Source organism: Vibrio sp. IB15, assembly GCF_016406055.1.
GTDB lineage: Bacteria > Pseudomonadota > Gammaproteobacteria > Enterobacterales > Vibrionaceae > Vibrio > Vibrio chagasii.
Genome location: NZ_JAEFCE010000009.1, coordinates 15,580 through 40,221 on the forward strand (window position 1 = coordinate 15,580; position 24,642 = coordinate 40,221).

Below are 24,642 nucleotides of genomic sequence, written 5' to 3' on the forward strand. Positions count from 1 at the left end.
AGTGAGTATTTAGCTAAAACCTATTTTTAGTTAGCACAGTTTGCTGGGCCAACTTCTTTCCATACACCCCATTCACCTGAGTTAACTGGGTCATCACCTTTGGTCCACCATTTCGCTTCCCAAACCTTACCAGCTTGAGTCACTTGGTCGCCGCCAGTGTAGACTGCACTTGAATCCCAAGCGTTAGTACATGTACCGCCGTCTGTGGTTTTCTTAAGTACTTTCACTGATGCAGCTGCGACTGATGAATCTGTACCGTCACTCACGGTCACAGAGAAGTTCAGAATAGTGTCTTGCGTGTATTCTGCTGCAACAAAGCTTACTGAAGCGCCTTGTACTGTTGCATCGATACCTGCAGGTACGTCCCATGTGAAGGTTAGTGTGTCTTGATCGACATCGCTAGACGCAGATGCATCCACGACCACAACATCACCCGCATTGACTTCAGCCGGAGCCGTAACCACTGCAACTGGTGCTGTGTTAACTGGACCTGTATCTTTTGGATTGACCGTTACAACAACCGTGTCCGTTGACGTTGCGCCTTCGTTGTCCGTTACCGTTAGGCTGAAGGTCAGTGTTTCTTGCTGAACGACTTCAACAACATCGAAGCTTGCAACCACGGCATTCGCGTTAGCCAGTGTTACTGCTATACCGCCCACTTGAGACCAAGCGTAACTAGCAATTGTGCCATCACTGTCTTTTGAAGCGCTGCCATCTAGAGAAACAGAAGCAGGGCCTTCAACAGATTGGTCTGCACCTGCTGATGCGGTTGGTTTCTTGTTCACAGGTTCTGTAGTGCCACCTGCTAAACCCTCGTGCATTGCATTCAGGATATCGCCGTTATCCGCATCAATTTCCCAAGAGAACAGACCCGCAAGACCAAGGCTACGCACGTACGCACCTTTTGCTTTAACCGAGCGGTCGTCATCAAACGTGATCAACTGACCTGAAGTACGGTTCCAAACGTATGGCGCTTCTGCCATTTCGTCGTAGCCATATTCGAAGCCATTAATGCCTTGGTTGTTGGCGCCAAGCATGTTCGCTTTAATGCCTTTGTAGTCGATAACGCCATCTTCCCATACACCTTGTGCAGTGCTGCCTTTCAGTTTGCCATTACCGACACCTGTCATAGGGTCGCTTGGGTCAGAGAGTGTTGATGGTAGTACGCCTTCCCAACCACGACCGTACATTGCTGTACCTACGACAAGCTTGTTAGCTGGAACACCTTGCTGAAGCAATAATTGGATACCGTTGTCAGTGGTGTAAGCAGGGCCTGTGTATGGTTTGCCATTTTCATCAATGCCAGAGCCATCACACTGACCAGGACGCATGAAGTTACCGCAATTTAATGCTGTCTGGTGACCTAACACGTTGTTCCAACCGCCATAGAAGTCGTAAGTCATCGCAAAGATGTAGTCCATGTACTGGATCGCATCACCGTAATCCACATCCTCAATTTTGTCGTGACCAACACCGATCGCTGATGTGAGTTCGTAAGTACGACCATTTTCTGCTTCTAACTCATCAAGCATTGCGCGCAGTTCTGCCATCAGTGCGATATAAGCAGGGCCATCATTTACTGGGTCACCAAGTTCTGGCGCAGCACCGCCGCCGCCTGGGAATTCCCAATCGATATCTACGCCGTCATAGAATTTCCATGTATTTAGGAACTTCTTGACCGATGCTACGAAGGTGTCACGGTTGGCTTTGGTGGTGAAATCGAAGAATGGGTCTGACAGGGTCCAACCGCCAATTGAAGGGATGATTTTCAGATCAGGATTACGCTGCTTGAGCGCCATCATCATTGCATAGTTGCCCTTGATTGGTGAGCTGTATTCGTGACCTGCTTGAGGGAAACTTTTCTGGAAAGCTGCCCATGGGTCATGAATTACCACTTCGTAATCGTTGACGCCCTGACATGCCGTCATGAGTGCGTTGTAGCTGTTACCGCCAACCGATTTCACTGATTCGTTAGGACCACAAATTGGGATGAAGCCATAAAGGATATGGGTCAAGTTATCAGCGGGTAGGTTGTCGACGGTGTAATCACGGCCATAGATACCCCATTCAACAAAGTAAGTACCCACTACTGTGTTTGGGTCTGTATTGTATGACTTGTTGTTTGGATCAATGTTCATTGCTAGTGGTGCTAAGTGTGCACCATCCGTATCGGCGATAGTGATCTTAGCGGGTGCACTCTTGCTACAACCCGTTTCGTCACACGCTTCGATCTCCATATCAAACAAGCCACCCTGACCGTATTCGAATGAAGCTGTAGTTTGGCTGCCAGTGATTGGACCGGTCGCAACTTTAACGCCATCAAAGTAGATGTTGTACGTGTTTCCTGACGTTCCGCTCCACTGGTTAAACTTAACGTCGACCTTTGCTTTGTCTTGATACTTAACCATCTGGTTGTAGCCAGAAGTGGTTTCCATCGCGAGTTCAATTTTAGAAAACTGTAGGTTGTTGGAACCGTACATGTCGATGCTAGGTGCTGTTGGAGCAGCTAATGCTGTACCAGATAGCGCTAGAGCAATGCTCGCAGCACAGGTATTAAAACGAATCATACTATTTCTCTCATTCCTTGAAGGTTACGAGAACCAAATGGCCTCATAAGTTGCTCCGATCACTTTTGAAGGAGCTTCCCAGTCAGTATTCGAGAGAGTTTTAATTTCATAACTGAAAATAAATCTGTTTTCGATGGACAACTAAAAAATTGTATCTTGTTACAAATTTGTTGCTTAGTGAGTGAGAGGTCGAGTCCATGTTTTATAAAATGAAATGTCACCTAGCATGAAAATCTCATATGTGAAATTGTACGACATGAAGTTATGTAAAAATGCGACTAGCTGCATGAAAATATCGTGACGTTGAAGCAAGATCTCGAATTAGTGGCGAGTAGATGGGAAGCTTAAAGAGTGTTGACGGAGTAATTGGGGCTACTGAAGGCTATTTTTTGAATTGCTCAGCTAATGACGCTCTTCTTTGTTGCATGACACTGTGATTATCACCGGTAGCGGTATGCTCAAAGCCTTCTTTAATAAATTGCTGGGCAGGTGTGCTTGGCTCCAGTCGCTTTAGGCGAGGTGAATCGTAGGTACCACTAATGGTGTAAACCCTTGGTCCAGAGCCTGTATTTATCGTGACGATTTTACCGTCAAACTCAAACGAAGTGGTGATAAGGCGATGATTGATCATTACCCCTTTTTCAGAAAGGGTTAGGATGTCGGTATCGTATGGTGGAGCACCAATCTCAATCCAATTACCATGTACGTTACTTGGGCTGACAGACTTTTGGTGGGCTTGATAAGCAAAATAACCAGCGGTGACGGCAATCATAAAACCAGCTAATAGAAAGCCGTAGAGTAGTGAGTTGGCAAATATATCTCTGCTTTTAGTGGGCTTTTTTGCCATTATCTCTTCGTTTCTTTTTTTGCTTGTACCGTCTTTGAGTCTATAAATTAAAATCTTTGTTTGCAAAGATTGGTAAAAGAGTTAGAAGCAAGATCCAATGTTACGATAAATAGGCTTGCTTTGATGTTTCTTTGAGTATTACCACCAATATTTATGTCATCAATGGAAGTTGCTGTCAGTAAATCTTAAGTTATGCGTATTTATTTCTTGTAGGAAAGTCGCGAATTGGTTAAAACAATTATCACCTAAGTCTACAGGTAGGCTTATTCGTTGAGCCAAATAACTGCAATTTAAAGACAACAAGGAAGTACAATGATTAAAGAAAACACATACTTTGAAGGTGGCGTTAAATCGTTAGCGTTTAATCAATCTGGCGCTGATGTGAGTGTTGGTGTGATGGCGGCTGGCGAATATACCTTCGGTACGGCTGCTCCTGAAAAGATGACAGTGGTTAAAGGCGCTCTGATTGTAAAGCGTGTTGGCGATGACGACTGGACTACATACCGATCTGGAGAATCTTTTGACGTTGCGGGCGAATCTTCTTTCGACCTGCAAGTAAAAGAAGCAACGGCTTACCTATGTGAGTACCTTTAGGGAGAAGTGAGCTAGCTTCTCTCCAATAAGAAAAAACCACGCTCTAAGAGCGTGGTTAAATAAGTGATAATAACCGGCAGTGGATAGTGTCACTTGTTTACAGTCATCAAATCGACGACCAAATTCGTTGTTATCTTCTCAATCCTTCAAAAGTCCGAACCAAACACTAATAAGTTTCAAATACGCCGCTGTTATAGTCTTGAATGGTTTGTTCAATCTCTTCCATAGAGTTCATGACAAATGGACCATAATGTACAACCGGTTCATCGATTGGCTCTCCGACAAAGATAAGCGCACCGGAATCCTCTTGGCTTTCTAAAGACAGTACTTCAGCGCTTGTTAGGAACGCCAGTTGACCTTGGCTTATGATCTTTTCACCAATTTTAAGGCTGCCCTTGTGCACATAAGTCATGGCATTATGACTAGCGTTAGTGCTTAGCGAGATTTGTTGCCCAATGCTTGCTCGCCAATCTGAAACACTCAGTGGCACGCCCGTTTGTTGTAGTGGTCCTTGTATCTTTAAAGTATCAGTGACAGGATTAAGTAATTCAAATCCTCCGGCAATGACTCTTAGTAAACCACCCTGCTCACTTTGGTGTTCAGTAATAGTTTCGCTTTGGAAGTCATGGTATTGCGCTGGCTTCATTTTGTCTTTGGCAGGTTGATTGATCCAAATCTGAAAGCCATGAAGTGCACCTTCCTCCATCATCGGCATTTCACTGTGAATAACGCCACGGCCTGCAGCCATCCATTGCGCCCCACCACTGCGAAGCTCTCCGACATTGCCCATGTGGTCTTTATGCTGAAAGTGACCTTGCAGCATATAGGTGAGTGTCTCTATCCCACGGTGAGGGTGGGGAGGGAAGCCGCCAACATAGTCTTTGCTCTCATCTGATTTGAGTTCATCAATCATCAAAAATGGAGAGAAGCGTTTGTTATTAAAACCAGCAACTCTTTGGATTTTAACCCCATCGCCATCGGACGTGGCATGGGCTGAGATTACATGTTCTACGGTTCTTACATTCGACATATTGAAACCCTCGTAAGCTTGAATAGGGTTAGTGTATGGAATTTAATTTATAAAGAAGATGGTGCTACGTTGAGTGACTTATTCGAAAATTTTGAACAGGTAACAATATGAAATTAAGTCTACACTCAATATAGGGTAGACCGCCAAGGAGGCCGCTATGGCAGTACAACAAAAACATGGCGAAAGGCACGGTCGAATGGGCTTTGAAAATGACTTTACGACAGATCAAGGTCAACGTTTTACTGAGGTTGCGAATAACGCGGTGAAACGTCGCATCAAAAAGCGTGAAGTTGAAGCGCCTTTTGTGCATTCGGCAAAGGAATCCGCGCTGAAAACCGTCACCAGATCTAAATGGGAAAACCGAAGCCGAGTTCGGCAAGTGGTTTGGATTATTGTTATTGGTCTTGTCAGCTTATGGGCCATGTATATGGCTGGCTAACGCTGGCGAGTTTTTAGTAACGTTACATTGTTCCCTTCTACGTTAGTTTGAACATCCTCTTCATGTTTAGACGATTCGGCTTCTGCATGGATGCTGTCTATCGGACACTCTTCTATCAGGGGAGAAACAGGGTTGTCGTGATAATAAGCGTATCGGTTCTTGCCTGAATGCTTGGCAACATACATGGCTTTATCCGCACATCTCGTTAACTCATGTAAGTCTTGCGCGTCTTGTGGATACAAAGACACACCAACACTGAGCGTTAGTTCTTTTATTCTTTCATTTGTTTGGCAGCCGCTTTCGAATAAACCACAGATCCGGTCTAGGATTCCGTCGAGGTCTTTTCGCGTCGGGATATCGTAGAGCATTAATACAAACTCATCGCCTGCAAAACGCGCAATCGAATAGTCGTATTCGTGACTTTTTCGATCTCGAGTTCGAATATTGTTGCTCAAGCGATTCGCAAAGTGCTGCAGCACACTGTCGCCCACATCGTGTCCATAACTGTCATTGATGCCTTTAAAATCATCGATATCTAAAAAAACCAATGCAGTAAGTGATCGCTCACTATCAACGGTTGTGATTTTTTCAATAGCCCAACGTTCAAAGCTCCATCGATTTGCTAACCCTGTGAGTTGGTCTCGGTAAGCTAAGTCTTCGATCCCTTCTTTATACAAGCGCTGTATATAACTTACTGCTTTGGTGTAGTAGTAAGCCGAGGTATGGCACACCAAGCTCATAGTAAACAAGCTAAGAATAAAGCGATGTGTGCTGTTAAAAGGTAGAGAAAAATTGCTAGGCAATGCAGTGATCAGCGTACTTATGAATAGACAAAAAGAGGTGCTTAGGATGACACCAATTCTGAAGTCGTTGATGAAAATAACGGCGGCCAAAATTGGATAGAGCCAAAGTATGCGGTCGGGAATGGCATAGCTGTATAAAAATAGGATGACGCCTTGCACAAGCAGTACACAGCTGAGAATTAGCTCTGAGTACTCAGGGTTGTAGACTTTTCTTACATAAATCGCGTTGGCGATAGCGATAAAGGCGAAGCACAGTTCAAACATGGACAGCGTATAGTGTTGCCCCTGAAAGTAAGCCCATGTGTAAAAGATAAAGAGCGCGGCAGCAGTCAGTGAAAAGGAGTAGACGATTTTTTGTTTTCGCGTAGAGCGGAGATCCGCCATCTCTTCAAGGTGCCTTCCTACAAGCCTGTTCATGTGATTTGTGCCACTAATTTTGATAATGGTATTAATACTAGATTAAATAATGGGCTATGCGGAAACTTCGGTGATCATTTAATGTGACTATTATCAAGATTTCATATGAAAGGTTGATTAACGCATTCTAAATGGTGATAAATGTCACTGGTGGTGCAGCTCGCCAAAAGCAAGCGAGCGATTATGTGCTTGCTTTCCAACAATTTACTCCACATAGTTCTTTTACTATTGAGTTATCAAGGGACCAATTATGTTAATCACGTTCAGTTGCAAGGCGCACGCAAGCGTCACGATGTTTGGTGAAGTAGGCCTTCAGTTTATTAAAATGCTCGGACATAGTGGCAAGATCCCAGGAGCGATCGATGCTTCAGAAGTTCCCCAAGCATTGAATAACCTGCGCACTGCAATAGCTGCGGAGCAAAATCAAGCTGTAGAGCAAGGCGATACGGATGACGACAATGAAGATGAAGTTGTCGAAGCGCCAGTAAACATTGGCAGCCGAGCATTTCCGTTGGTAGAACTATTAAAAGCAGCCATTAAAGAAGAGTGTGAAGTGATGTGGGAAGATGGCAGCGGTAAGCGTTTGTAGAGGTCTTTACACCACATCTTGTGAATCAGTTTCTGTGTCGGGTGCAAAGTGTGGTTTGTAAAAAAGAACAAGCCAATAAAATATTGGCTTGTTCTTATTACTTATCGATTACTGAATAGAAGGTAAGCTTTTTGCCTCCATTACAATCGACATACCCCAAGATTGTTCCTCTTTAATAGACTTGATGGAGCCTCGGTTAGTAAGCCAGGTAGTTTGAGTATCAGTAGGTCCATAATCTACGAATTGTGTCTTACTTGTTACTTTACATGCTACCAAAGCACTTGCAGGCACTGTGATTTCCTCTTTACCTACGTAGGCTTGCTGGTAATCGAAAGAGGATAGATAGCTAGGGTTCGCATAAATGATTTCATCCAATGATGTTTCTACAGAAACGGTTCTTAACCCAGGATACTCTATTTCGATTATCTCACTGCTATCTTCGTCCCACCAATAATCGAACTGAGAGGTGAGTGGGGCGTTAGTTGACGTTCCAAAGTCTATCGTTTGATTGATGATTTTTTGGTTATCAGCAACCGCTAGAGGTAATACTGCTTTCGCTGACCCCCAACCTAACGAGTCATCAGAGTTAAAGCCTTCTTGACCTAGATAGTGACCTTCAGAGCTATATGAATACTCATACCCTATTAAAACACCTTCCGAATCTTTAATATCGATACGTGTTTTTTCTAGACTACCCTCTAGGTCAGAAATCCAACTTGGAAGTCCAGTGACTAACGTAACGTCATTCAGCCAAGAAAATGTATCCCCAAGATAGGTAAACTCATAAGTTAGATTTTCGGTAACAGGATCTTCTTCCCACATAGGTGTGCGCTGTACATCGTATACCGTGTCGTCATTGGTTGCAGGTGCGAACCCTGCATCTGGTAGCGAGTCAAGACAAGCCTGCAGATTTAGAGGATGCAGAGGCTGTGGCGTTAATGCGTTATCTAAAATGAACTGTTTAGTTGCTTCATCAAAGATATAGGCCTCACTATCAACCTCTTTATGTTCTTTGTAGGTTATACGCACAAATCTATCGAAAACAGATAAGTAAGCGGAGTTATCCTGTCTTTGATAATTTGACCATGTGGTTTGCGAGTGGATGGATTCAGGAATTGTTACTTGACGTAATACCTCGCCATTCACTGATTGATCTTCCCACGACCCCAGTTCTGATAATCTGGAGAATGTAGAGTCTAGCTCCCAGGCTCTCGAATAATAAACCACGGTACCGTTAGGCAGAAGCTGTGCAAATATTTCAGCACCCTCTATTCCTGCCATTGGAATTAGATCTGCATGGTTGTTATATGCAGTGTCATGACGATCTGACTCATCTTCAGCTACGGTTGATGCTAAAGTTGCTAACCATGTATCGCTGCCATTCTTAAAGGCACTTATTCCGTTACACGAGTTATTGAGCGCTTGGTAACGATCTGGATCGTGTTCTGCACACCAATCATCCTTATAAAAGTAATAAATGTTGTCGTAGAGGTCTTCTACTGACAACTTGTATGCTGTGGTGTTATCTGAGAATTTTAATCCTGCTGGCATGATTAGAGACCAAACGTTCTCACCATCTGTTTGATCCATGATTGAGCGAACATTAAGACCGCTGATATCCAACTGTTTAGCACTAGCAACTTTATTAAAAATTGAGCTGCTAGACTCAAGAGTGATACTGCCGTCTTTATTTGGCTCGATGCTAGTTAAAGTGTCATTGCTAGTTTCCCAGCCGCTTAGACCCAAAACCATATCATTAGCGTCAGGAGTGCTTTCAACTTCAACAAACTGTTCTGCAAAGTAGTCATAAATGTAACTGGTTTCGGTTACAGAGTTATCGGAATTCGCTTTTAGTGTTCCATAGACGACCATCAAGTCTTTGCCTGTGTAATTCTCACCACCAAACCAATTGATGCCATCCGTTTTAATCAGCTTCGCAAGGTCGGCTTGCTTAGATTCTTTATTTGCTTCGTTTTCTTTGATTTTATCTTCAAGGTTAGAGTCATCAATGGCGATGTGGTCGCGATTAATGCTGCCAGCAATGTCGCTTGGGTTGAAGTTTTCTCCCGCTGCTTCAATATTTTTGACGACTTCATCTAAGACTCGAGTTACTTCTTCATTGATCAACGCCCTAAGCGCTTCTACAGAAATACCAGCACACGCTGTGGTTTCTGATAGTGCGTTAGTATTCTCAGCCATGACCGATGCCGTAACTTGAGCAACGCGGTGTAGGTTCTCAAAAGCTGCTTTTTGTGAGTCCGCTAGCTTGTCGTTATTTTTGGCCTCAATATAATCTTGAGTTAAGTCGAGCGTTGTCCCTAACTTCTCTTGAATAGTTGCTTTCGCTTCATCTAATGATGCGCCACTTTCAATTTCATTTTGTATGAGTGTGGTTAACGGGCTAATAAACTCTGATTGTGGTGGAGCCGTTAAGCGGTAGCTTTTGCTTAACACAACACCAGGGTTATCCGTGTCGATGGTTTGTCCTGCAACCACTTCGATTAACAGAGTGCTCTGCTCTAGTTGCTCTTGAGTTAAGTTATCAATGGTGAATTCGCCATTGTCGCCGGTTACTGCATTTGGCTCATCCTTATCACACTCCTTGTTGTTGTTTAGATCCAAACATGCATTAGCACCTACTAGATAGCCATCTGCGGCTTTGGCAGTAAGAGATGCTGTTGTTGCCGTTGAACCCCCACTATCCGTTGCGGGGCTATTCGAACTATCGCTACCACATCCTGCTATCCCTAGGGCTATTGCCACTGCTAACAGTGAACGTTGACCATTCATGTTAGTTCTCCTTTATTGAGTTATTGATAAAAGTCTTCTATTTAGAAATCAATTGACGGAATGTCATTGATAAATATGACTATTTATAAATCGAGTGCCATTATTGTGGAATGTATCAAGTAGGGATTGCGCGGAAAGCACAGGAGCTTTTATTCTAGAGTCACATCAAATTTGAATGTTTTATATGCAAGTTATATCTCTAGTGAATGAATGGTGTGTGTAATTGATATTACTACCAGTTAATAAGTGACAGCTCATTGGGGACTTGAGATGTGCATCATTGCGCATTTTTTGGTTGTTAAACTAAACTGGAACAATAACTTACATTTATAAAAACACATTAAACTAAGGGTATTTGATGAGTTTCTATTCCCCAAGTCGTTGCCGTGCCTATTTATTTAGCACGCTTTCTTTAGCGGTTGTACCAACGTCTAGTGTTGCCGATATATCGACAACGCCTGTCATTGGTGGTGTATTCAGTTCAAGTGAGGTTTTGAAAAACCAGGTGCTTTCAAGCCTGAGTTATTCGGCTACATTAACTCGCGATGCAGCGATCTTTACGATCGCGGGCGTAACGCTAGATGCGTACATTCTCGCACTGCCTTTGGATGCTAAAACGAAAGCGCGGGTGATCGCTCAGCTGTCTAACCCGACTTACTCCATTCCTTTGGGGTACTTTCTCTATAGTTACTACGATCGCTATTCGGGCTTGGGCAGTGAAGATGTATTCAAAGCATACCTATCGACAGTCTACGATGATGAGGTATTAAGAGGCTTTGAACATAGCCTCTATTATGTGGGTGATGCGCCTGATTCTGATTACAAAGAGCCTGATACGTCCACAGAAGCAACCGGACATCATGAGGGTATTCGAATCGATGAACACTTCATTGCGAACATGGTTGTGATCTACGATGCGCTGTTTGAGATTGGTGTTTGGCAAGATATGGAAAGATTGCCAGAGAGCTATACCTATTTAACTAACAGCCCTGAAGATTTAGCAATCATTAATCAGATACAACCGATTATTGTTGAGTTAATTGCTCAGGCAGCGTCGGGCATAGAAGAGGGTGACATGAAATCGGCAATGCTCGCAATTGCCGAGGATGGTAAGCCGGAAAATGCCGATAAGCCGAATAACAAAGCACAAGCTCTTACTATCACGCTTATTGATTTTGTTCGCTTGAATTTACTCAAAGCCTACCGGCAATTTGTTTATAAAGATGAGCGAGCTGAAGCGCTTGATGATTGGATGCAGCAAGCCTTTGATGAGCAGCCGGACTCTCTAATTCAGTTTTTGGAATCCCAACAGAATAAACGTTTTGCTGTGCAAGTGACGGTAGATGGCTTACAACAAGGGTTGATTGAGGGTTTGGTCAATGAAGGCACGCCTTTTATTTCGGTTGCTTATCAGAACCATAAAGACCGAGCGAAATATAAACCCGAGATAGAAAAGGTGATCGAACCTGAGCATCAACAACAAGTGAGGTTCATGGAAGTTCTATCTGAACAAACCTACCGTGATCCACATTATCTGCCTTTCTTTAAAAAGCTTTATCAAGATCATCGAGACAATATTAGCCGCGTCGGTATCTCGTCGACTCCAACCATCAGCGTGCGTAACCTGCCTATTATCAAAACGGGCGCTAAGGTTTCTGGTGAAGGTGGTACAGGCGTGCCTAACTTCCACTTTGTGGACAGGGATATCGACCGAGCTTATTACTTCTTTGGGAATGATGCGCTCCAGCTGGATGTACTAATGGCAGACAACAAGGTACAGACGATGTTTGATCGTCTCGATTACCTTAAAACGCTGAATTGTAATGCTCAATACGATTGGAATGCACATACAAGTTATGATGGTCTGGTGAACTTAGGTTTAGGGGAGTCATTACGCGATTACGGTGAGAAACGTTGTGTAAAAGAGCTTCAGGCACGCTCTGAAGTTGAAGTTGCTTTACGAGAGAAAAGAAAGGCCTTGATAGAAGACATCGAGGCCTACCATTCTATTTCAAGTTTTGACTTGTTCACTAAGTTATCTAAAAAAGCGCAAGTTAAACAGTCGATAACTCAGTTTGCGGAGCTTGATGGCAACGGGATGCCAGATTACACCTTGGTGTATAACCCATGGCCCGATCACTTCGCCCATTTTACAGGGCCTTTTAGTGACGAGATTTTAATGCCAACCGGTGAGTTAAATCGTTTGGATTATTGGATTCGTCAAATAGAAGCGACTTATAAAAGTGCTGGTGTCTACGATAAGACGTTGTGGGGAATGGCTGGGGATCACGGGCTAACACCTGTGTTCTATTCATTGAATCCTGAGAAGCAAGTTTTTGATGGGTTACAAGCAGAGCTTGATTACCCAATTATGGTGAAGAAAATTTCCTCGGATGAAGGTGAGGGGCCTAAAATAACGAATGCGTTGAATTATCCAAGCTCTAAACATGTTGATGTCGTGGTTGCTTCGACCGCCGGTGGCAACTTTATGATGGATTTCTTTAACTCAAAGCAGGGTTGGACTGTACAGCCGGTTTATCAGGAGTTGGTACAGTGGGCGCCTATTGCTGCCCCAAAAGATGGCAGCATTAATGTTATTGATGAGATAGCAAAACGCTTACCTGAGAGTCTCGATTATATGGTGGTAAGAGAGAGTGCCTGTGGCGAGCGAGCTTGCTCTGTTCGAGTGATCGGCAATCGTGATCTTAAGCGCGTTGACGAGTTGATCACTCGACACGGTGACAAACTATTTTATGAGTCATTAATGGGAAATCAGGCACCTACTTTACTGAATATACAAACGTTAAACCCATACCTTGCATCACCGAGTAAAGCTGACTTTTCTGTTTACTCTCGGCTAGTGGAAAAGTGCATTAACCGTTCAGTTAAAGAAGATGATTCAACGTGGTGTAGTCGCAGTGAGTGGACGGATTTAACCCAATTGACTCCTCGACCTGATTCGGTCAATCAACTGGCTAACATTTATCTTGAGGATAGAGCCGGTACCATTAATTTGTTCCCTAAAGCGGGAATTGGTTACAACACAATAGTGCCGGGGCGTCACGCTGGTGAAGACTATTTAGAGAAAGATGCATTTATCGGATTCTGGGGCTCCCCAATTGGTGAGAACTCATTACCATTAAAGATCGAAGCCAATGGTTCGTTAGCACCGACTCTCTATGAGTACTTGACCGGAGAACCCGTAGTAGCAGGCGAGAATGGTTGGGGATTCCCTTCATTGTTGAATAAGTTGGATATTACTTCAGCTCGTTAATGTTTTATTCTCTCCCTAATGGCTCATTAATGGTTATTTAGGGAGAGAGCCATTCCGACAAAATCTTCATCACTATCATCAACAACTTTATAGCCAAGCGTCTGATAAAAGCTGATGGCGCGAGCGTTACTCCTAAAGCTAGAGAGGGTGACTTGATTTCGTTGCTCTCGAAGGGCTTTGGTGTGGATGAGTGACATTACTTTTTTACCGAGCATTTTGCCTTGGTATTGAGGGTCAATGATCAGAAGGTGGATATGATATGCGTTGTCATAAGGTTTGAAGCAGGTAAGTCCGACCTTTTGAGAGTCTCTATACACCCAATGAAACCAAGAGCGGTGGTAGTCGTTTGAGAGGCGGTTACGTTGAAACTCGTCATCCCAGCCAAATACATTGTCGACGTGTTCGAAGATACCTTGCTTAACGCAATCAAACAGGTCGCCGAACTCGGAGCTTAAGACGGTTTCTAATCGAAGTTCTCCGTATATGATAGTCATTCCTTCTATTTCCTTACCCTGAATCTTGGATAAGCAAACAATACCATAAGCGGCTGATATTTATACTAAATGAAAAAGCCACGTAGATACGTGGCTTTTAAACTCATGACATTTAGTTGTTGTCTTCAGCTTCGATTTCGCTAGCGATGTATTGGTTATTTACCTTATACGTCTCTGCTTCAACTCGTTGATTGGTTAGCGTGTTGAACGTTAAGCCATCTTCATAGCGAGTGTTGTGGTTAACGTAGACGGTTTTATTACCAGAAGTTGTCTGAATAACAAAGCTCAATGCTGATTCATCAATGCTCTGAACAATGCCTTCTAGGTCGATATCGTTGTCATTCCAATCTTGTGCATCATCGTCGTGTTCAAATTTGATTTCGGTTGCAACATTGTCGCCGTTAGCTTTTTTCGTTGTGACTTCAACTTCTGCACCAACGGTTAAGTTCGATTTGTTTCCGTCTTCGTAACGAGTGCTGTTATTTACAACAAAGCGACCTTTATAGCTTAAATCAAATGATGATTGGTCGTTCGCCACCCAAGTAATAATGCCTTCGATTTCCGTGTCATTGCTGACTTCATCAAAGTCTTCAACTTCGACTTCATTGGCTGTTAGTACAGAGCCTGTCATTGAGCCTGTTACTTCAACCCAAAGACCATTAGATAACTCAGAGCTGTAATCGTCGTTATCGATGTGAGCATTTGAATAATCAACGCTTAGATTTGCACCGAGTTTGAATGTTTTTGCGTTGCTGTCTAACTCGCTAATCAGGCCTTCAACTTCAACTGACTCTGTTAAGTTAGAGTGTTCGAATTTCACTACCGACAGTACTTTGTAACCTGCGTTAGCGGTCGGTAGAGAAGACACCATCACCCAATCGCCATCTTCAATCTCAGTCGAAAGCGCTGAGAAAGTTAGAGGTATGCCGTTGACTTCAAATGTGCCATTTACGTGGTTAGTATTTGCAATCAGACCTACGATCGTCGGTTCAAGACCAACTTGGGCCCCGCCAGTGTGAGCGGATGCGCTGCGAGTGTTAGATGCAATCGAAACCATCATGTTCTTTTCTAGGTCAGCAATCGCGACTTCTTCGCCTGCGTAGTTCGCGCTGCCTACTTGATAGCTATAACCATTAACAACAATGGTATCGCCTGAAACAGAGTCGATCGTGCTTTGGATAGATGAAGGTGTGTGAGCTTCGTTTGTGTTGCTGCTGTCACTACTGCCGCCACCGCAACCAGCTAGGACTAAACTAATCGCTGTAATTAACGCTAACTTTCTCATTTTTATACTCTTTAATAGAATTAATTTAAGTTTATTTGTTTTAATTAGGCGCTATCTTATAAACTCGAACGTGAAGCACTCGTGAAGAAAGGTGAAATAAATCGATGAAAGTTTTGATTGTTGACGATAACCATAGTGTCTCTGAAACCATTGCTGATTATCTCGAGTTAGAAGGTATTGGTATTGACTGCGCATATCATGGCGAAGCGGCATTAAAGCTAGTGGCTGAAAACCATTACGATGTCATTATTATGGATATCATGATGCCAAAATTAGATGGCATTTCGACAGTCAGAAAGCTGCGACAAGAGCAGGCATGTCGTACTCCTATTCTGTTTCTGACAGCAAAAGAGCAGCTGGACGACAAAATTGCAGCATTCCAAGCGGGTGGTGATGACTACTTGCTGAAACCTTTCGCGATGCAAGAATTGAGTTTACGACTGCACGCATTGGCAAGCCGTGGTCCTAGGCTAGATGTTGGTAAGGTGCGCTTTGCCGATATCACGATGGACTCTCAAACCGATGAAGTGTTCCGTGGTGACAACCTGATTAAGCTAAGTCGTATTCAACTGAAAATATTGAAAGTGCTTATTCGACACGCCCCAGCAATAGTGTCGCGCAGAGAAGTAATTGACTCAGTTTGGGGAGACGAATCTCCATCGAGTGATGCATTAAGAAGCCACATTTATGGTTTACGAAATGCGCTTGATAAGGGTTTTGAGCATTCAAGATTAGAGACGATTCATGGACAAGGATACCGACTTAAAGCGTAAAAGCTCAGTCAAAGAAAGCACGTACCCAAGTATCTACAAGAAAATTCGTAGAAGCTTTGGGATCATGACACTTGTTATGTTCAGCATGTTCTGGACAGCCATTTATTTGGCCGAAAACCAGATGGAAGTCATTAGCTTACACCACTGGTTAGATACCGAAGCGAGCCGCTATACCGCAGAGTATGAGTTATATGGTGAAAATACCTTATTGCCCAATCCGAATGAGTTCTCCACCTATTGGAGCGAGAACGAATTACCCCGTTGGTTAAGTTACTATAAAACACCAGGCTTCTATGAATACCTTCTGGGGGCGGAGGACAAACATTTCATCGTTTTGAAGCATCCTTCGGGCAAGGGGATGATGTACATCGTCTTTCAAGATGATGCAGATGATTACCTAGATAACTACGAGTGGAGCCTCCACTATTACACCATGCTGTTGGGGGGCTTTATTTCCTTGGCTATGGTTTTTTATAGTGTTTATGTCGTGCGTTCATTGTCACGTCCACTGAATCAGATAGAGCAAAAAATCAGTTTAATGCAGCCCGACCAGCCCTCTTTTGAGGTGACAACTGGTTACGCGGAAACCCGTCATATCGAGCAAACTCTACTCGATTCTAAAAACGATATATCGGGCTACTTTCAGCGAGAAGAGGAGTTTAGTCGCTTTGCCGCTCATGAACTTCGTACGCCAATCATGGTAATTCAAGGTTCTGCAGATTTACTCGCCAAAGTCGACAACCAGCCTCCTGTGGCGTTGAAAGCTATCAATCGAGTTCAAGAAGCCAGTGAACAAATGCGTGTTCTGACTGAGATGTTTTTGCTGCTTGGGAAAGAAAGTGTCGATGAACACCGCTTCTCTGAGCATGATTTAGAAACCATGGTCCGACAGCAACTGAAAGAGTTGGCAATTTTGTTTGCCAAACAGGATGCGAGCTACCGCCTTAATGTTTCAAGATCAGCTACCGTGTATGCGCCTGAAAGCTTCATCACCGTGGTCATGAACAACTTAATCAAGAATGCATTTAGCTACAGTATCGGCGACATTGATATTCAATTGATTGAGAAAGAGTTGGTGATCGTCAATAGGCATGATGGTAACGAAACCTATAACGCAGGCTACGGCTGTGGTCTGATTATTGTTCAGCGTATTTGTGAGCGTATGAATTGGCATTTTGAAACCCGAGATGATGGCGAGAGGTTTCATACCTATTTGAATTTTTCTGATGGGAATAAGGTAACTTAACGTTTAGCTAATCACTTAGTGTGACGATTGCGGCCACACTAAGTGTTTGTATGGCTACACCATTTTCAGGGCGTGATGTCGAGTGAGTTGCTTGTGAAGCGAGTCTTTGAGCTCCATGCGTTCTACTTTTAGGTTGTGCATGCTGTCGTCATCAATTGGACTACCCGAGATCTCAAGCTGACGGATGTCGTAGTCGAGTTGATGGTATTTCTGCATGTCCGCTTTGAAGGTTTCGTCGTCGTGGTTGAGTTGAACAATGTCTAATTTTAGCTCTGGGAAATCTAAGATAAAGGCATGGTTTTCATTGAGCATTGGCACTTCCTCTTTCATCAAATTAACTTCAGTATAGAACCTATTTTTGAAGATAAATGTGTCCCTAAACACAAAGCGAGAGTAGGATCAAAAAAGGGCATTAACCTTCCATTGTGGATACGTTAATGCCCTTTGTTATTTCAGCAGAATCAAATATTACTGAGCTTTCTTACCAGAACGTTGTTGCTCTTTGTGTGCCAGTTTTTCTTTTTTGCGCTGTTCGATTAGGTGAGCAGCATCGCCACCTACGTGGGTTTCACCACGCGCATTTGATAGCTGTACTTGCTTTTCACGTTCACGGAAACGCGCTTTCTGCTCCTCAGAGTGCTTATCAAAACACTTAGGACAGCTTACGCCTTTCTCGAAATGCTCAGAGGCTTTGTCTTCTTCTGTGATTGGTAGACGACAAGCGTTACATACATCGTAGCCACTCTTTTCTAGCTGGTGGTTAACGGCAACACGACCATCAAACACGTAGCAATCGCCTTCCCACATGCTCTCTTCTTCAGGTACTTCTTCTAGGTACTTTAGAATGCCGCCTTCAAGGTGGTAAACCTCTTCAAAGCCTTGCTCTTTCATGTAGGCCGTTGATTTTTCACAACGAATACCACCTGTACAGAACATCGCGACTTTCTTGTGCTTCTTCGGGTCTAGATTATCTTCAACGTATTGAGGGAATTCACGGAAAGTTTCCGTATTTGGGTTTACTGCGTTTTTGAATGTGCCGATATCTACTTCGTAGTCGTTACGAGTATCAACCAAGATCACATCTGGATCTGAGATAAGGTCATTCCATTCGTTTGGCTTAACGTAAGTACCAACAACATGGCGAGGGTCGATGCCTTCAACACCCATGGTTACGATCTCTTTCTTAAGCTTAACCTTGGTGCGGTTGAATGGTTGTTCGTCGTTGAACGACTCTTTGTAAACAACATCCGCTAAGCGAGTGTCTTGCTTGAACCATTGAAGAAGAGCGTCGATAGATTCGCGCTTACCTGCAACGGTACCGTTGATACCTTCACTTGCGAGTAACAAAGTACCGCGAATGTTATTCGCTTCTAGAAGCTCAGTTAGCGGTTGGCGAATTTCTTGGTAATCATCAAGTGCTACGAATTTATACAGAGCACATACAACATATTGAGACATGGTTTTTCCTTTCTGCGAGCTGGAACGTAAATCCAGAGCGGTTGCCTATTCTGATCATAGCTGGACATTGAAGCCTAGCTCGTCATGATGGCTTATTAAAATCCGCCGCAGTATAACTAAGGCTATGTAGGACAAAAACCAACCAAGTGTAGGGCTATTTATCACCTATTTTATTGTGGGTTTATGGTTTGAGGAACGAAAAAGCCCTGCTGTACAAATACAGCAGGGCTTGTGTTGAATCTGTCTTACTTAATTGGCGACTACGCTTGGTTAAGTACTTCCGCTAAGCGTTTCACCGCTTCAGTCAGCTCTTCTGGATTAGCGTTAGTGAAGTTTAAGCGCAGTGCGGCTTTTGCTCCATCTGGCTTTGGATAGAATACTGGGCTTGGTACAACGGCTACACCATTTGAAAGTAGGGTCTTAGCCAATTCAAAAGTATCGCACTTTGGAATTTCAACCCAAATGAACATCCCGCCATCTACGGCTTTCAATACACAGTTAGCAGGCAGTTGTTTTTCTAGTTCTGAAAACAGCACTTCATAGCGAGACTTGTATAGTGAACGGATGCTTTCCATGTGTACGTTAAAGTCTTGGTGCTTTAGAAGGCCAAGCAGTAGGGCCTGCATCGGAACGCTTGAGTGCAAATCTGCGCCTTGCTTCACCTTGATCAGTGGCTCAAGGTAGCTGCGCTTGCCTGTTACCGCACCGATACGTAAACCAGGTGATGCAATCTTAGAGAATGAACGAAGAACGATAGAGTTATCAGGGCAGAAAGACGAAACCAACGGCAGCTCTGTGCCTGTGAAACGTAGCTCTCGGTATGGTGCATCTTCAATGAACGCCACGTTGTATTTGATACACAGCTCTGCCACTTTTTGGCGAGTCTCTGTTGTCCAACATACGCCCGTTGGGTTATGGAAATCTGGCACCGCGTAGAACATCTTTGGCGATTGCTCGGCAAAGCACGTTTCTAGTTCATCTAGGTTAGGGCCAAATTCGGTTTGAGACACAGTCACAATGTTTGCTTGAACCAAGCCAAACACTTGCATCGCACCTAAGTAGCTCGGCGCTTCCATCACAACTACATCATTCGGGTCAACATATGCACGAGCAATCAAATCTAGACCTTGCTGAGAGCCTGTACAGATCATCGCTGTGTGAGTTTCTGGCAATTGGTAGCTTTGCGTTAGATGGTCAAGCAATGGGCCGTAACCAGCCGTAGAGCCGTATTGGAAAACTTCAGGCATGTTCGCTAGATTTTCTAGCGTTGGCTTCATTAAATCGATTGGGAATGTTTTCTCATCCGGCAGACCACCGGCCAGTGAGATGACGTTTGGATCGCTTGCTGCAGCGAGGATCTCTCGAATATATGAAGATTGAATTTGTTGTAATGACTGTGCGATTTCCATGTGTTGTGTCTCGTCGTTTTCCGTTTTTATTCTATCGCTTGATATTACACGGCAATTGTAAAAACTAGCGTGTCCATTTATGCTCTTAAACATGTCCATTTATGCTGTTTAAACGATGTCACGTCAACATATATCTCGAATCAATGATGTTCTGTTCCATATTCATCAAGACATCAGTCAGCCGTTGTCTGCCAAAGCGCTATCTGAGATTGCGGCTTACTCAGAGCAACATTTTCATCGCACGTTCAAAAGTGTGGTGGGGGAGTCGTTACATCAATACATTCGACGTACCCGAATGGAGTATGCCGCTAATCAGTTGATGTTCGATACCCGCTCGTCGGTGGTTGAGATAGCCAATAAATGTGGTTTCAGTTCGGTGTCTTCGTTTAGCCGAGCGTTTAAAGCGACCTTTAATATGTCTCCGGGCGAGTGGCGCAAACACGATTTACAGATCGCCGAAAAGCCTTATTTGAAAGATCCTGAAGTGGCGGCGGGTTATCAAAATGTCGCACAGCGGATACTACCCGAACCAAAAATAGTGGAAACACCTGAACGTATGGCAGCCTATGTTCGCCACACTGGCTATAACCGTTCTATTCGCAATGCGTGGTTGATATTGAAAGCGTGGGCGAACTCTGAGCAACGTGATTTTTCGACCCAGTTTGGTTTGCACCATTCAAACCCTGCTTGGGTCGAGATGGACCAGTGTCGCTATGTGGCGTGTATCGCGATCAGTGGACCTATTAAGTACCGTAGCGTAGTTAATCAGATGGTGATTCCCGGCGGTTTGCATGCTGTGTTTCGACTCAATGGCCGTTATGGAGAATTGCTACCACAGATCAGTATGGTATTAGAAAAATGGTTACCTACATCAGGCTTCAAGCAGCGTTCAACTCCCGCCTATGTGCATTATCATCAGAATCATTTCCTTAATAGTGATGAAGTGTTTGAACTTGATTTCTATCTTCCCGTGAGTTTTTATTAATCCACCCATTTTGAGGAGTAAACATGTATCTTGTTTTGTATTGCCATAACATTGGTATGACTGATTTTTCTTTTTTTGAGACGGAAGACTTCGACAAAGAAGAGGGTTATATCGTGCGAGGAAAATTGCCGAACGAAAAAGCGTTTCGAGATTACTTGATCAAAGAGTTTGGTGATATGAGAGGGTTCCGAGTGATTGACTTGATCAGCAGAGGTCAAGAGGCTGAGCACTATTCTGCGCAAGAGTTAGCGAACCTGATTAGTGCGTAACCATAGCGTTGAGTATGGTCTCGTTTAAATAAAGTGTATTGTAAAATATTGAAAACCCTAAATATTGCTTATCGCTAAACTTAGCTTGGTTCGGACTGGTAGTCATTATTCAGAGAAAGCTCATGCGGCTTTGAGTCTTCCATCGTCTTTTTTAAGAAATGGGCATTCATGTTTAAAGTTCTGAGTAGTATGGTTCTTCGGAGTGAGCCAGCTTTAATATACTTAAATTTTAAGGGCTCTCTGTTTCAGTATACATTGGGAAAAACAGTAATGAAGAAAACAACCATTTTGGCCGCACTGATACAACTCATGTTGGCTTCTACCAGTCACGCTCAAGAACTCAACAACGAAATGAACAATTCTTTGAACCTTTGCCCAGAAAACGACATATACTGTCAAATCATCATGAGGGAGCTTTAACTAGAGCCACAGAAGGTTGCCGTTCAGGCAACCTTTTTATCTAGAGTGTGTCTCGCTTTTAAAGTCTGGCTACTGCGCAACTTCGTCCACCAAGTACAAGATTGATTGATATGGAATGCCACTGTGATGCGACAAACCGATCTCACAAGTTCGGCTGTTACTGAATCCACGAGTACAGTTGCTCGGTACTTGTTCCTTAAGTGGGTGCACCGCTGCTTCATTCAGTTCAGGCGTAGTGAAGCCTTTGTCACCCGCCCAGCCACAACATTGAATATGCTCAGGAACAATCACTTCTTCAGTACAGGCTTTAGCGAGGTTTAACATCGCGCCCTCTAAGCCCATTCGGCGAGAGCTACAAGTGACATGAAGCATCACGGTCTCTTTCAGTGGCTCAAGCGTCAGATGTTCAAGTAAATATTGATTCACAAAGCCTGTCGGCTCCAGAACTTCTAAGGGCTTAGTGAACTGCTCAATACTGCGTTTGGCACATGGGCTGGTGTCCATCAATACTGGGTATTCACCCTGACGAGTCGCTTGCCACAACACTTCTTCGAGCTGTTGTGCTTTAGATTGGGCTATATCTTTCATCCCTTTGCTGTCGTAAGGCATACCGCAACATTGCTCGTCTAATTTCTTCGGCAGGATGACTTCAAATCCAGCTTTGTTGAGCAGAGACATGGTCACTTCAGTAAGAGGGCGTTGATCACCCGCATCATTTTGTTGACCCATGGTTCGGCTAGCACACGACGGGAGGTAAACCACTTTCTTTGCGTCATTAGACGTTGCGGCTGTCATTGGTGAAGCCGTGAGAGTGTGACTGTTGGACTGCGGCATCTCTGGCATCCAAACTGGCGTTGCGCCTTTGGTCACTGAGCGCAGGCCATTGGTAAGCTTGCCGACCGTGTTTGCGCCCAGAACTTTACTCGCTACTTGATTGGTTTTGAGACCTGCCTTGGTCAGTTTCGTGGTGGTCGAGAAATGATCCGCTGTCCATTTGGCGATTGGTGTGAACTTCTCATACTTGGCAACACGAAGTTTCTTCACCAAGTCTCCCGTATTAATGCCTACCGGACAACGCTCGGCACACAGGCCTGTTGCCGCACAGGTATCAATGCCTTGGTATTCAAAGGTTTTTTCTAGTTCGCTGGCTTCTATCTCTTCACCTGCTTCTCGGCGACGTTGCAGTTCTCGGTACAACACGATGCGTTGGCGAGGTGACAAGGTCAGTGTGCGAGACGGGCAGACTGGCTCACAGAATCCACACTCAATACAGCGGTCGACAAGATCGTCGGCAGCTGGCATTGGCTTTAAGTCTGTGATGTGGGAGTTTGGGTTGTCGTTGATGATAACGCCAGGGTTGAGCAACCTTTCTGGGTCGAACAGCGCTTTGATCTGTTGCATCAAGGCGTAACCATCTTTGCCCCATTCCAACTCCACGTAAGGTGCCATGTTACGGCCTGTGCCGTGTTCCGCTTTCAGAGAACCTTGATATTTCACGGCGACAAGCTCGGCTACGTCATCCATGAATCCGCCGTAACGGTCGATCTCTTCTTGGCTATCAAAGCCTTGGGTAAATACAAAGTGCAGGTTGCCTTCTAGGGCGTGGCCGAAAATGATCGCCTCGCTGTAGTCGTATTTATCGAACAGCTCTTGCAGCTCTCGAATGCCATTTGCAAGATTGTCGACTGGGAAAGCAACATCTTCAATGATGACCGTCGTGCCGACTTCACGCACTGCGCCAACGGCCGGGAACATGCCTTTACGGATGCCCCACAGGGTAGCGACAGTCTTAGGATCGGACGTGAAAGGGACAGATTCGACAATCGTGTAATCAGCTAATGCATCCAAAATTGATTTACATTGTAAATCTAAGTCCTGCTGGGAGCTGGCGTGTGATTCCACCAAAATAGCTGCTGCTTCTAGATCTAGGCTTGGCATGAACGCAGGCATACCCGGTTTATCCGCGACAGAACGTAACGCCCTACCGTCCATTAACTCAACAGCCGCAACCGGAGTTTTGGATAGCGTAGTCACGGCTTTACTAGCTTGCTCGATGTCGGCAAACACCAGCAGAGCAGAGGCTTTGTTCGGGTGTTCAATCACCGTGTTGTAAGTGATCTCGGCGATGAAGCCTAGCGTGCCCTCTGAACCGATCATCAGGTGTTTAATGATTTCGATTGGGTCGTGGTAATCGACCAATGCATTGAGTGCGTAGCCCGTGGTGTTTTTAAGGCGATACTTGTGGCGGATTCTGTCGGCGAGTTCTTGATTTGAGCTGGTTTGACGGTGTAATTCAGCAATACCATCAAACAGCGTTTTGTGTGACTGCTTGAATGATTCAACGCTAGCACTGTCTGCGGTATCGAGCAGGGTGCCATCGCTCAATACGACTTTCATGCTTTCGACCGTGCGATAGGAGTTCTGCGCAGTACCACAACACATGCCACTGGCGTTGTTCGCGGCAATACCACCAATCTTACAGGTGTTGATAGAGGCTGGGTCTGGGCCTATTTTACGTTGGAACGGGGCGAGGTATTTATTGGCATCAGCGCCAATTACACCGGGTTGAAGAATGATTTGATTGCCGTTATCGACAATCTCATGGCCACGCCAATCGTCGGTCAGAGTGATAAGTACTGAATCTGAAACCGCTTGTCCTGAAAGGCTGGTACCTGCCGCGCGAAAGGTAAAATGAATGCCCAGCTCACGACAGCTTTGAATCGTGAATATCACTTCCTCTAAGTTTTTAAGTCTTAGAACCATTTTCGGCACCAAGCGATAAAAACTCGCATCGGTGCCGTAAGCCAATCGCTTTGCCTCTTGCGTGACAATGCGTTCCGTTTCTATTTTTTGAGCCAGTATCGCCTCAAGCTGCTGATAAGCTTTAACGTCAATTACTCGCTCATGGGATGTGTTTGTTACCATCTTTGCTTCCTTGTGCTTCTTATTTGGC

Annotated in this window: 20 protein-coding genes; 9 read left to right on the plus strand and 11 right to left on the minus strand. The window is 44.3% G+C overall.

Annotated elements, in window-relative coordinates; genetic code table 11:
- Positions 1 to 26: 26 nt before the first annotated feature.
- Together JC606_RS04935 and JC606_RS04940 are read right to left on the minus strand one after the other, a co-directional pair.
- Complete coding sequence (locus JC606_RS04935; protein ID WP_137408955.1) at positions 27 to 2,567, minus strand: glycosyl hydrolase family 18 protein; 2,541 nt, start codon at positions 2,565 to 2,567, stop codon at positions 27 to 29.
- A 382-nt stretch (positions 2,568 to 2,949) separates the two neighbouring features.
- Complete coding sequence (locus JC606_RS04940) at positions 2,950 to 3,414, minus strand: DUF2850 domain-containing protein (RefSeq protein WP_105023967.1); 465 nt, start codon at positions 3,412 to 3,414, stop codon at positions 2,950 to 2,952.
- Between the two features lie 312 nt (positions 3,415 to 3,726).
- Between JC606_RS04940 and ppnP the strand changes: the two genes are divergently transcribed.
- Positions 3,727 to 4,008, plus strand: coding sequence for a pyrimidine/purine nucleoside phosphorylase (gene ppnP / locus JC606_RS04945; RefSeq protein ID WP_004737042.1), 282 nt, complete (start codon positions 3,727 to 3,729; stop codon positions 4,006 to 4,008).
- Positions 4,009 to 4,174: 166 nt separating this feature from the next.
- On the opposite strand, the gene JC606_RS04950 is transcribed toward ppnP, so the two are convergent.
- Positions 4,175 to 5,038: a pirin family protein gene (locus JC606_RS04950; RefSeq protein WP_198778133.1), complete on the minus strand. Its 864-nt coding sequence runs from the start codon at positions 5,036 to 5,038 to the stop codon at positions 4,175 to 4,177.
- A gap of 157 nt (positions 5,039 to 5,195) precedes the next feature.
- Between JC606_RS04950 and JC606_RS04955 the strand changes: the two genes are divergently transcribed.
- The gene (locus JC606_RS04955; protein ID WP_004737044.1) at positions 5,196 to 5,477 is read left to right on the plus strand and encodes a hypothetical protein; all 282 of its coding nucleotides are present in this window, start codon (positions 5,196 to 5,198) and stop codon (positions 5,475 to 5,477) included.
- On the opposite strand, the gene JC606_RS04960 is transcribed toward JC606_RS04955, so the two are convergent.
- Positions 5,474 to 6,664 carry a GGDEF domain-containing protein gene (locus tag JC606_RS04960; RefSeq protein ID WP_198778171.1) on the minus strand — a complete coding sequence of 397 codons (1,191 nt, stop codon included), beginning with the start codon at positions 6,662 to 6,664 and terminating at the stop codon, positions 5,474 to 5,476. The two genes, JC606_RS04955 and JC606_RS04960, sit on opposite strands and share 4 nt — an antisense overlap.
- A gap of 283 nt (positions 6,665 to 6,947) precedes the next feature.
- Here JC606_RS04960 and JC606_RS04965 point away from each other — a divergent pair, with 283 nt between their 5' ends.
- A complete protein-coding gene (locus JC606_RS04965) occupies positions 6,948 to 7,286 on the plus strand; it encodes a DUF1840 domain-containing protein (RefSeq protein ID WP_004737046.1) in 339 nt (112 codons plus the stop codon).
- Between the two features lie 108 nt (positions 7,287 to 7,394).
- Here JC606_RS04965 and JC606_RS04970 read toward each other — a convergent pair whose 3' ends face one another.
- Positions 7,395 to 10,076, minus strand: a complete 2,682-nt coding sequence (locus JC606_RS04970; protein WP_198778134.1) for a hypothetical protein — start codon at positions 10,074 to 10,076, stop codon at positions 7,395 to 7,397.
- Positions 10,077 to 10,434: 358 nt separating this feature from the next.
- On the opposite strand from JC606_RS04970, the gene JC606_RS04975 reads away from it, so the two are divergent.
- A complete protein-coding gene (locus JC606_RS04975; protein WP_198778135.1) occupies positions 10,435 to 13,350 on the plus strand; it encodes an alkaline phosphatase family protein in 2,916 nt (971 codons plus the stop codon).
- Positions 13,351 to 13,376: 26 nt separating this feature from the next.
- Here the strand turns inward: JC606_RS04975 and JC606_RS04980 are convergent, their stop codons facing one another.
- Positions 13,377 to 13,844, minus strand: coding sequence for a GNAT family N-acetyltransferase (locus tag JC606_RS04980; protein ID WP_137407102.1), 468 nt, complete (start codon positions 13,842 to 13,844; stop codon positions 13,377 to 13,379).
- A gap of 112 nt (positions 13,845 to 13,956) precedes the next feature.
- Complete coding sequence (locus JC606_RS04985; RefSeq protein WP_198778136.1) at positions 13,957 to 15,129, minus strand: DUF5666 domain-containing protein; 1,173 nt, start codon at positions 15,127 to 15,129, stop codon at positions 13,957 to 13,959.
- Between the two features lie 104 nt (positions 15,130 to 15,233).
- Between JC606_RS04985 and JC606_RS04990 the strand changes: the two genes are divergently transcribed.
- A complete protein-coding gene (locus JC606_RS04990; protein WP_198778137.1) occupies positions 15,234 to 15,902 on the plus strand; it encodes a response regulator transcription factor in 669 nt (222 codons plus the stop codon).
- Positions 15,874 to 17,148 (plus strand): sensor histidine kinase, encoded by a 1,275-nt coding sequence (locus JC606_RS04995; RefSeq protein WP_198778138.1) that lies wholly within the window; start codon positions 15,874 to 15,876, stop codon positions 17,146 to 17,148. The genes JC606_RS04990 and JC606_RS04995 overlap by 29 nt, the downstream gene beginning before the upstream one ends.
- 54 nt (positions 17,149 to 17,202) lie before the next feature.
- Here JC606_RS04995 and JC606_RS05000 read toward each other — a convergent pair whose 3' ends face one another.
- The 3 genes from JC606_RS05000 to JC606_RS05010 form a co-directional block, all read right to left on the minus strand.
- Positions 17,203 to 17,460 carry a YdcH family protein gene (locus JC606_RS05000; protein ID WP_032498145.1) on the minus strand — a complete coding sequence of 86 codons (258 nt, stop codon included), beginning with the start codon at positions 17,458 to 17,460 and terminating at the stop codon, positions 17,203 to 17,205.
- A 156-nt stretch (positions 17,461 to 17,616) separates the two neighbouring features.
- Complete coding sequence (gene trhO / locus JC606_RS05005) at positions 17,617 to 18,606, minus strand: oxygen-dependent tRNA uridine(34) hydroxylase TrhO (RefSeq protein ID WP_171761860.1); 990 nt, start codon at positions 18,604 to 18,606, stop codon at positions 17,617 to 17,619.
- 260 nt (positions 18,607 to 18,866) lie between these two features.
- The gene (locus tag JC606_RS05010; RefSeq protein WP_198778139.1) at positions 18,867 to 20,015 is read right to left on the minus strand and encodes an aminotransferase-like domain-containing protein; all 1,149 of its coding nucleotides are present in this window, start codon (positions 20,013 to 20,015) and stop codon (positions 18,867 to 18,869) included.
- Between the two features lie 115 nt (positions 20,016 to 20,130).
- On the opposite strand from JC606_RS05010, the gene JC606_RS05015 reads away from it, so the two are divergent.
- The 3 genes from JC606_RS05015 to JC606_RS23330 all read left to right on the plus strand — a co-directional run bounded on the left by JC606_RS05015 (position 20,131) and on the right by JC606_RS23330 (position 21,689).
- A complete protein-coding gene (locus JC606_RS05015; RefSeq protein ID WP_198778140.1) occupies positions 20,131 to 21,000 on the plus strand; it encodes an AraC family transcriptional regulator in 870 nt (289 codons plus the stop codon).
- A gap of 23 nt (positions 21,001 to 21,023) precedes the next feature.
- A complete protein-coding gene (locus tag JC606_RS05020) occupies positions 21,024 to 21,269 on the plus strand; it encodes a hypothetical protein (protein ID WP_198778141.1) in 246 nt (81 codons plus the stop codon).
- A gap of 270 nt (positions 21,270 to 21,539) precedes the next feature.
- A complete protein-coding gene (locus JC606_RS23330) occupies positions 21,540 to 21,689 on the plus strand; it encodes a hypothetical protein (protein WP_233090101.1) in 150 nt (49 codons plus the stop codon).
- 69 nt (positions 21,690 to 21,758) lie between these two features.
- Here JC606_RS23330 and JC606_RS05030 read toward each other — a convergent pair whose 3' ends face one another.
- Complete coding sequence (locus tag JC606_RS05030) at positions 21,759 to 24,614, minus strand: FAD-binding and (Fe-S)-binding domain-containing protein (RefSeq protein ID WP_198778143.1); 2,856 nt, start codon at positions 24,612 to 24,614, stop codon at positions 21,759 to 21,761.
- Between the last annotated feature and the right edge of the window lie 28 nt (positions 24,615 to 24,642).

Bases quoted from the DNA above. Each gene is read 5' to 3' on its own strand.
- trhO (WP_171761860.1), bottom strand. From the start codon at position 18,606: ATGTCTCAATATGTTGTATGTGCTCTGTATAAATTCGTAGCACTTGAT.
- JC606_RS04975 (WP_198778135.1), top strand. From the start codon at position 10,435: ATGAGTTTCTATTCCCCAAGTCGTTGCCGTGCCTATTTATTTAGCACG.
- JC606_RS05030 (WP_198778143.1), bottom strand. From the start codon at position 24,614: ATGGTAACAAACACATCCCATGAGCGAGTAATTGACGTTAAAGCTTAT.
- JC606_RS05015 (WP_198778140.1), top strand. From the start codon at position 20,131: ATGTCACGTCAACATATATCTCGAATCAATGATGTTCTGTTCCATATT.
- JC606_RS04940 (WP_105023967.1), bottom strand. From the start codon at position 3,414: ATGGCAAAAAAGCCCACTAAAAGCAGAGATATATTTGCCAACTCACTA.
- JC606_RS04960 (WP_198778171.1), bottom strand. From the start codon at position 6,664: ATGGCGGATCTCCGCTCTACGCGAAAACAAAAAATCGTCTACTCCTTT.
- JC606_RS04970 (WP_198778134.1), bottom strand. From the start codon at position 10,076: ATGAATGGTCAACGTTCACTGTTAGCAGTGGCAATAGCCCTAGGGATA.
- JC606_RS04955 (WP_004737044.1), top strand. From the start codon at position 5,196: ATGGCAGTACAACAAAAACATGGCGAAAGGCACGGTCGAATGGGCTTT.
- JC606_RS04985 (WP_198778136.1), bottom strand. From the start codon at position 15,129: ATGAGAAAGTTAGCGTTAATTACAGCGATTAGTTTAGTCCTAGCTGGT.
- JC606_RS05010 (WP_198778139.1), bottom strand. From the start codon at position 20,015: ATGGAAATCGCACAGTCATTACAACAAATTCAATCTTCATATATTCGA.
- JC606_RS05020 (WP_198778141.1), top strand. From the start codon at position 21,024: ATGTATCTTGTTTTGTATTGCCATAACATTGGTATGACTGATTTTTCT.
- JC606_RS04980 (WP_137407102.1), bottom strand. From the start codon at position 13,844: ATGACTATCATATACGGAGAACTTCGATTAGAAACCGTCTTAAGCTCC.
- JC606_RS04935 (WP_137408955.1), bottom strand. From the start codon at position 2,567: ATGATTCGTTTTAATACCTGTGCTGCGAGCATTGCTCTAGCGCTATCT.
- JC606_RS05000 (WP_032498145.1), bottom strand. From the start codon at position 17,460: ATGCTCAATGAAAACCATGCCTTTATCTTAGATTTCCCAGAGCTAAAA.
- JC606_RS04950 (WP_198778133.1), bottom strand. From the start codon at position 5,038: ATGTCGAATGTAAGAACCGTAGAACATGTAATCTCAGCCCATGCCACG.
- ppnP (WP_004737042.1), top strand. From the start codon at position 3,727: ATGATTAAAGAAAACACATACTTTGAAGGTGGCGTTAAATCGTTAGCG.
- JC606_RS04965 (WP_004737046.1), top strand. From the start codon at position 6,948: ATGTTAATCACGTTCAGTTGCAAGGCGCACGCAAGCGTCACGATGTTT.
- JC606_RS04995 (WP_198778138.1), top strand. From the start codon at position 15,874: ATGGACAAGGATACCGACTTAAAGCGTAAAAGCTCAGTCAAAGAAAGC.
- JC606_RS04990 (WP_198778137.1), top strand. From the start codon at position 15,234: ATGAAAGTTTTGATTGTTGACGATAACCATAGTGTCTCTGAAACCATT.
- JC606_RS23330 (WP_233090101.1), top strand. From the start codon at position 21,540: ATGAAGAAAACAACCATTTTGGCCGCACTGATACAACTCATGTTGGCT.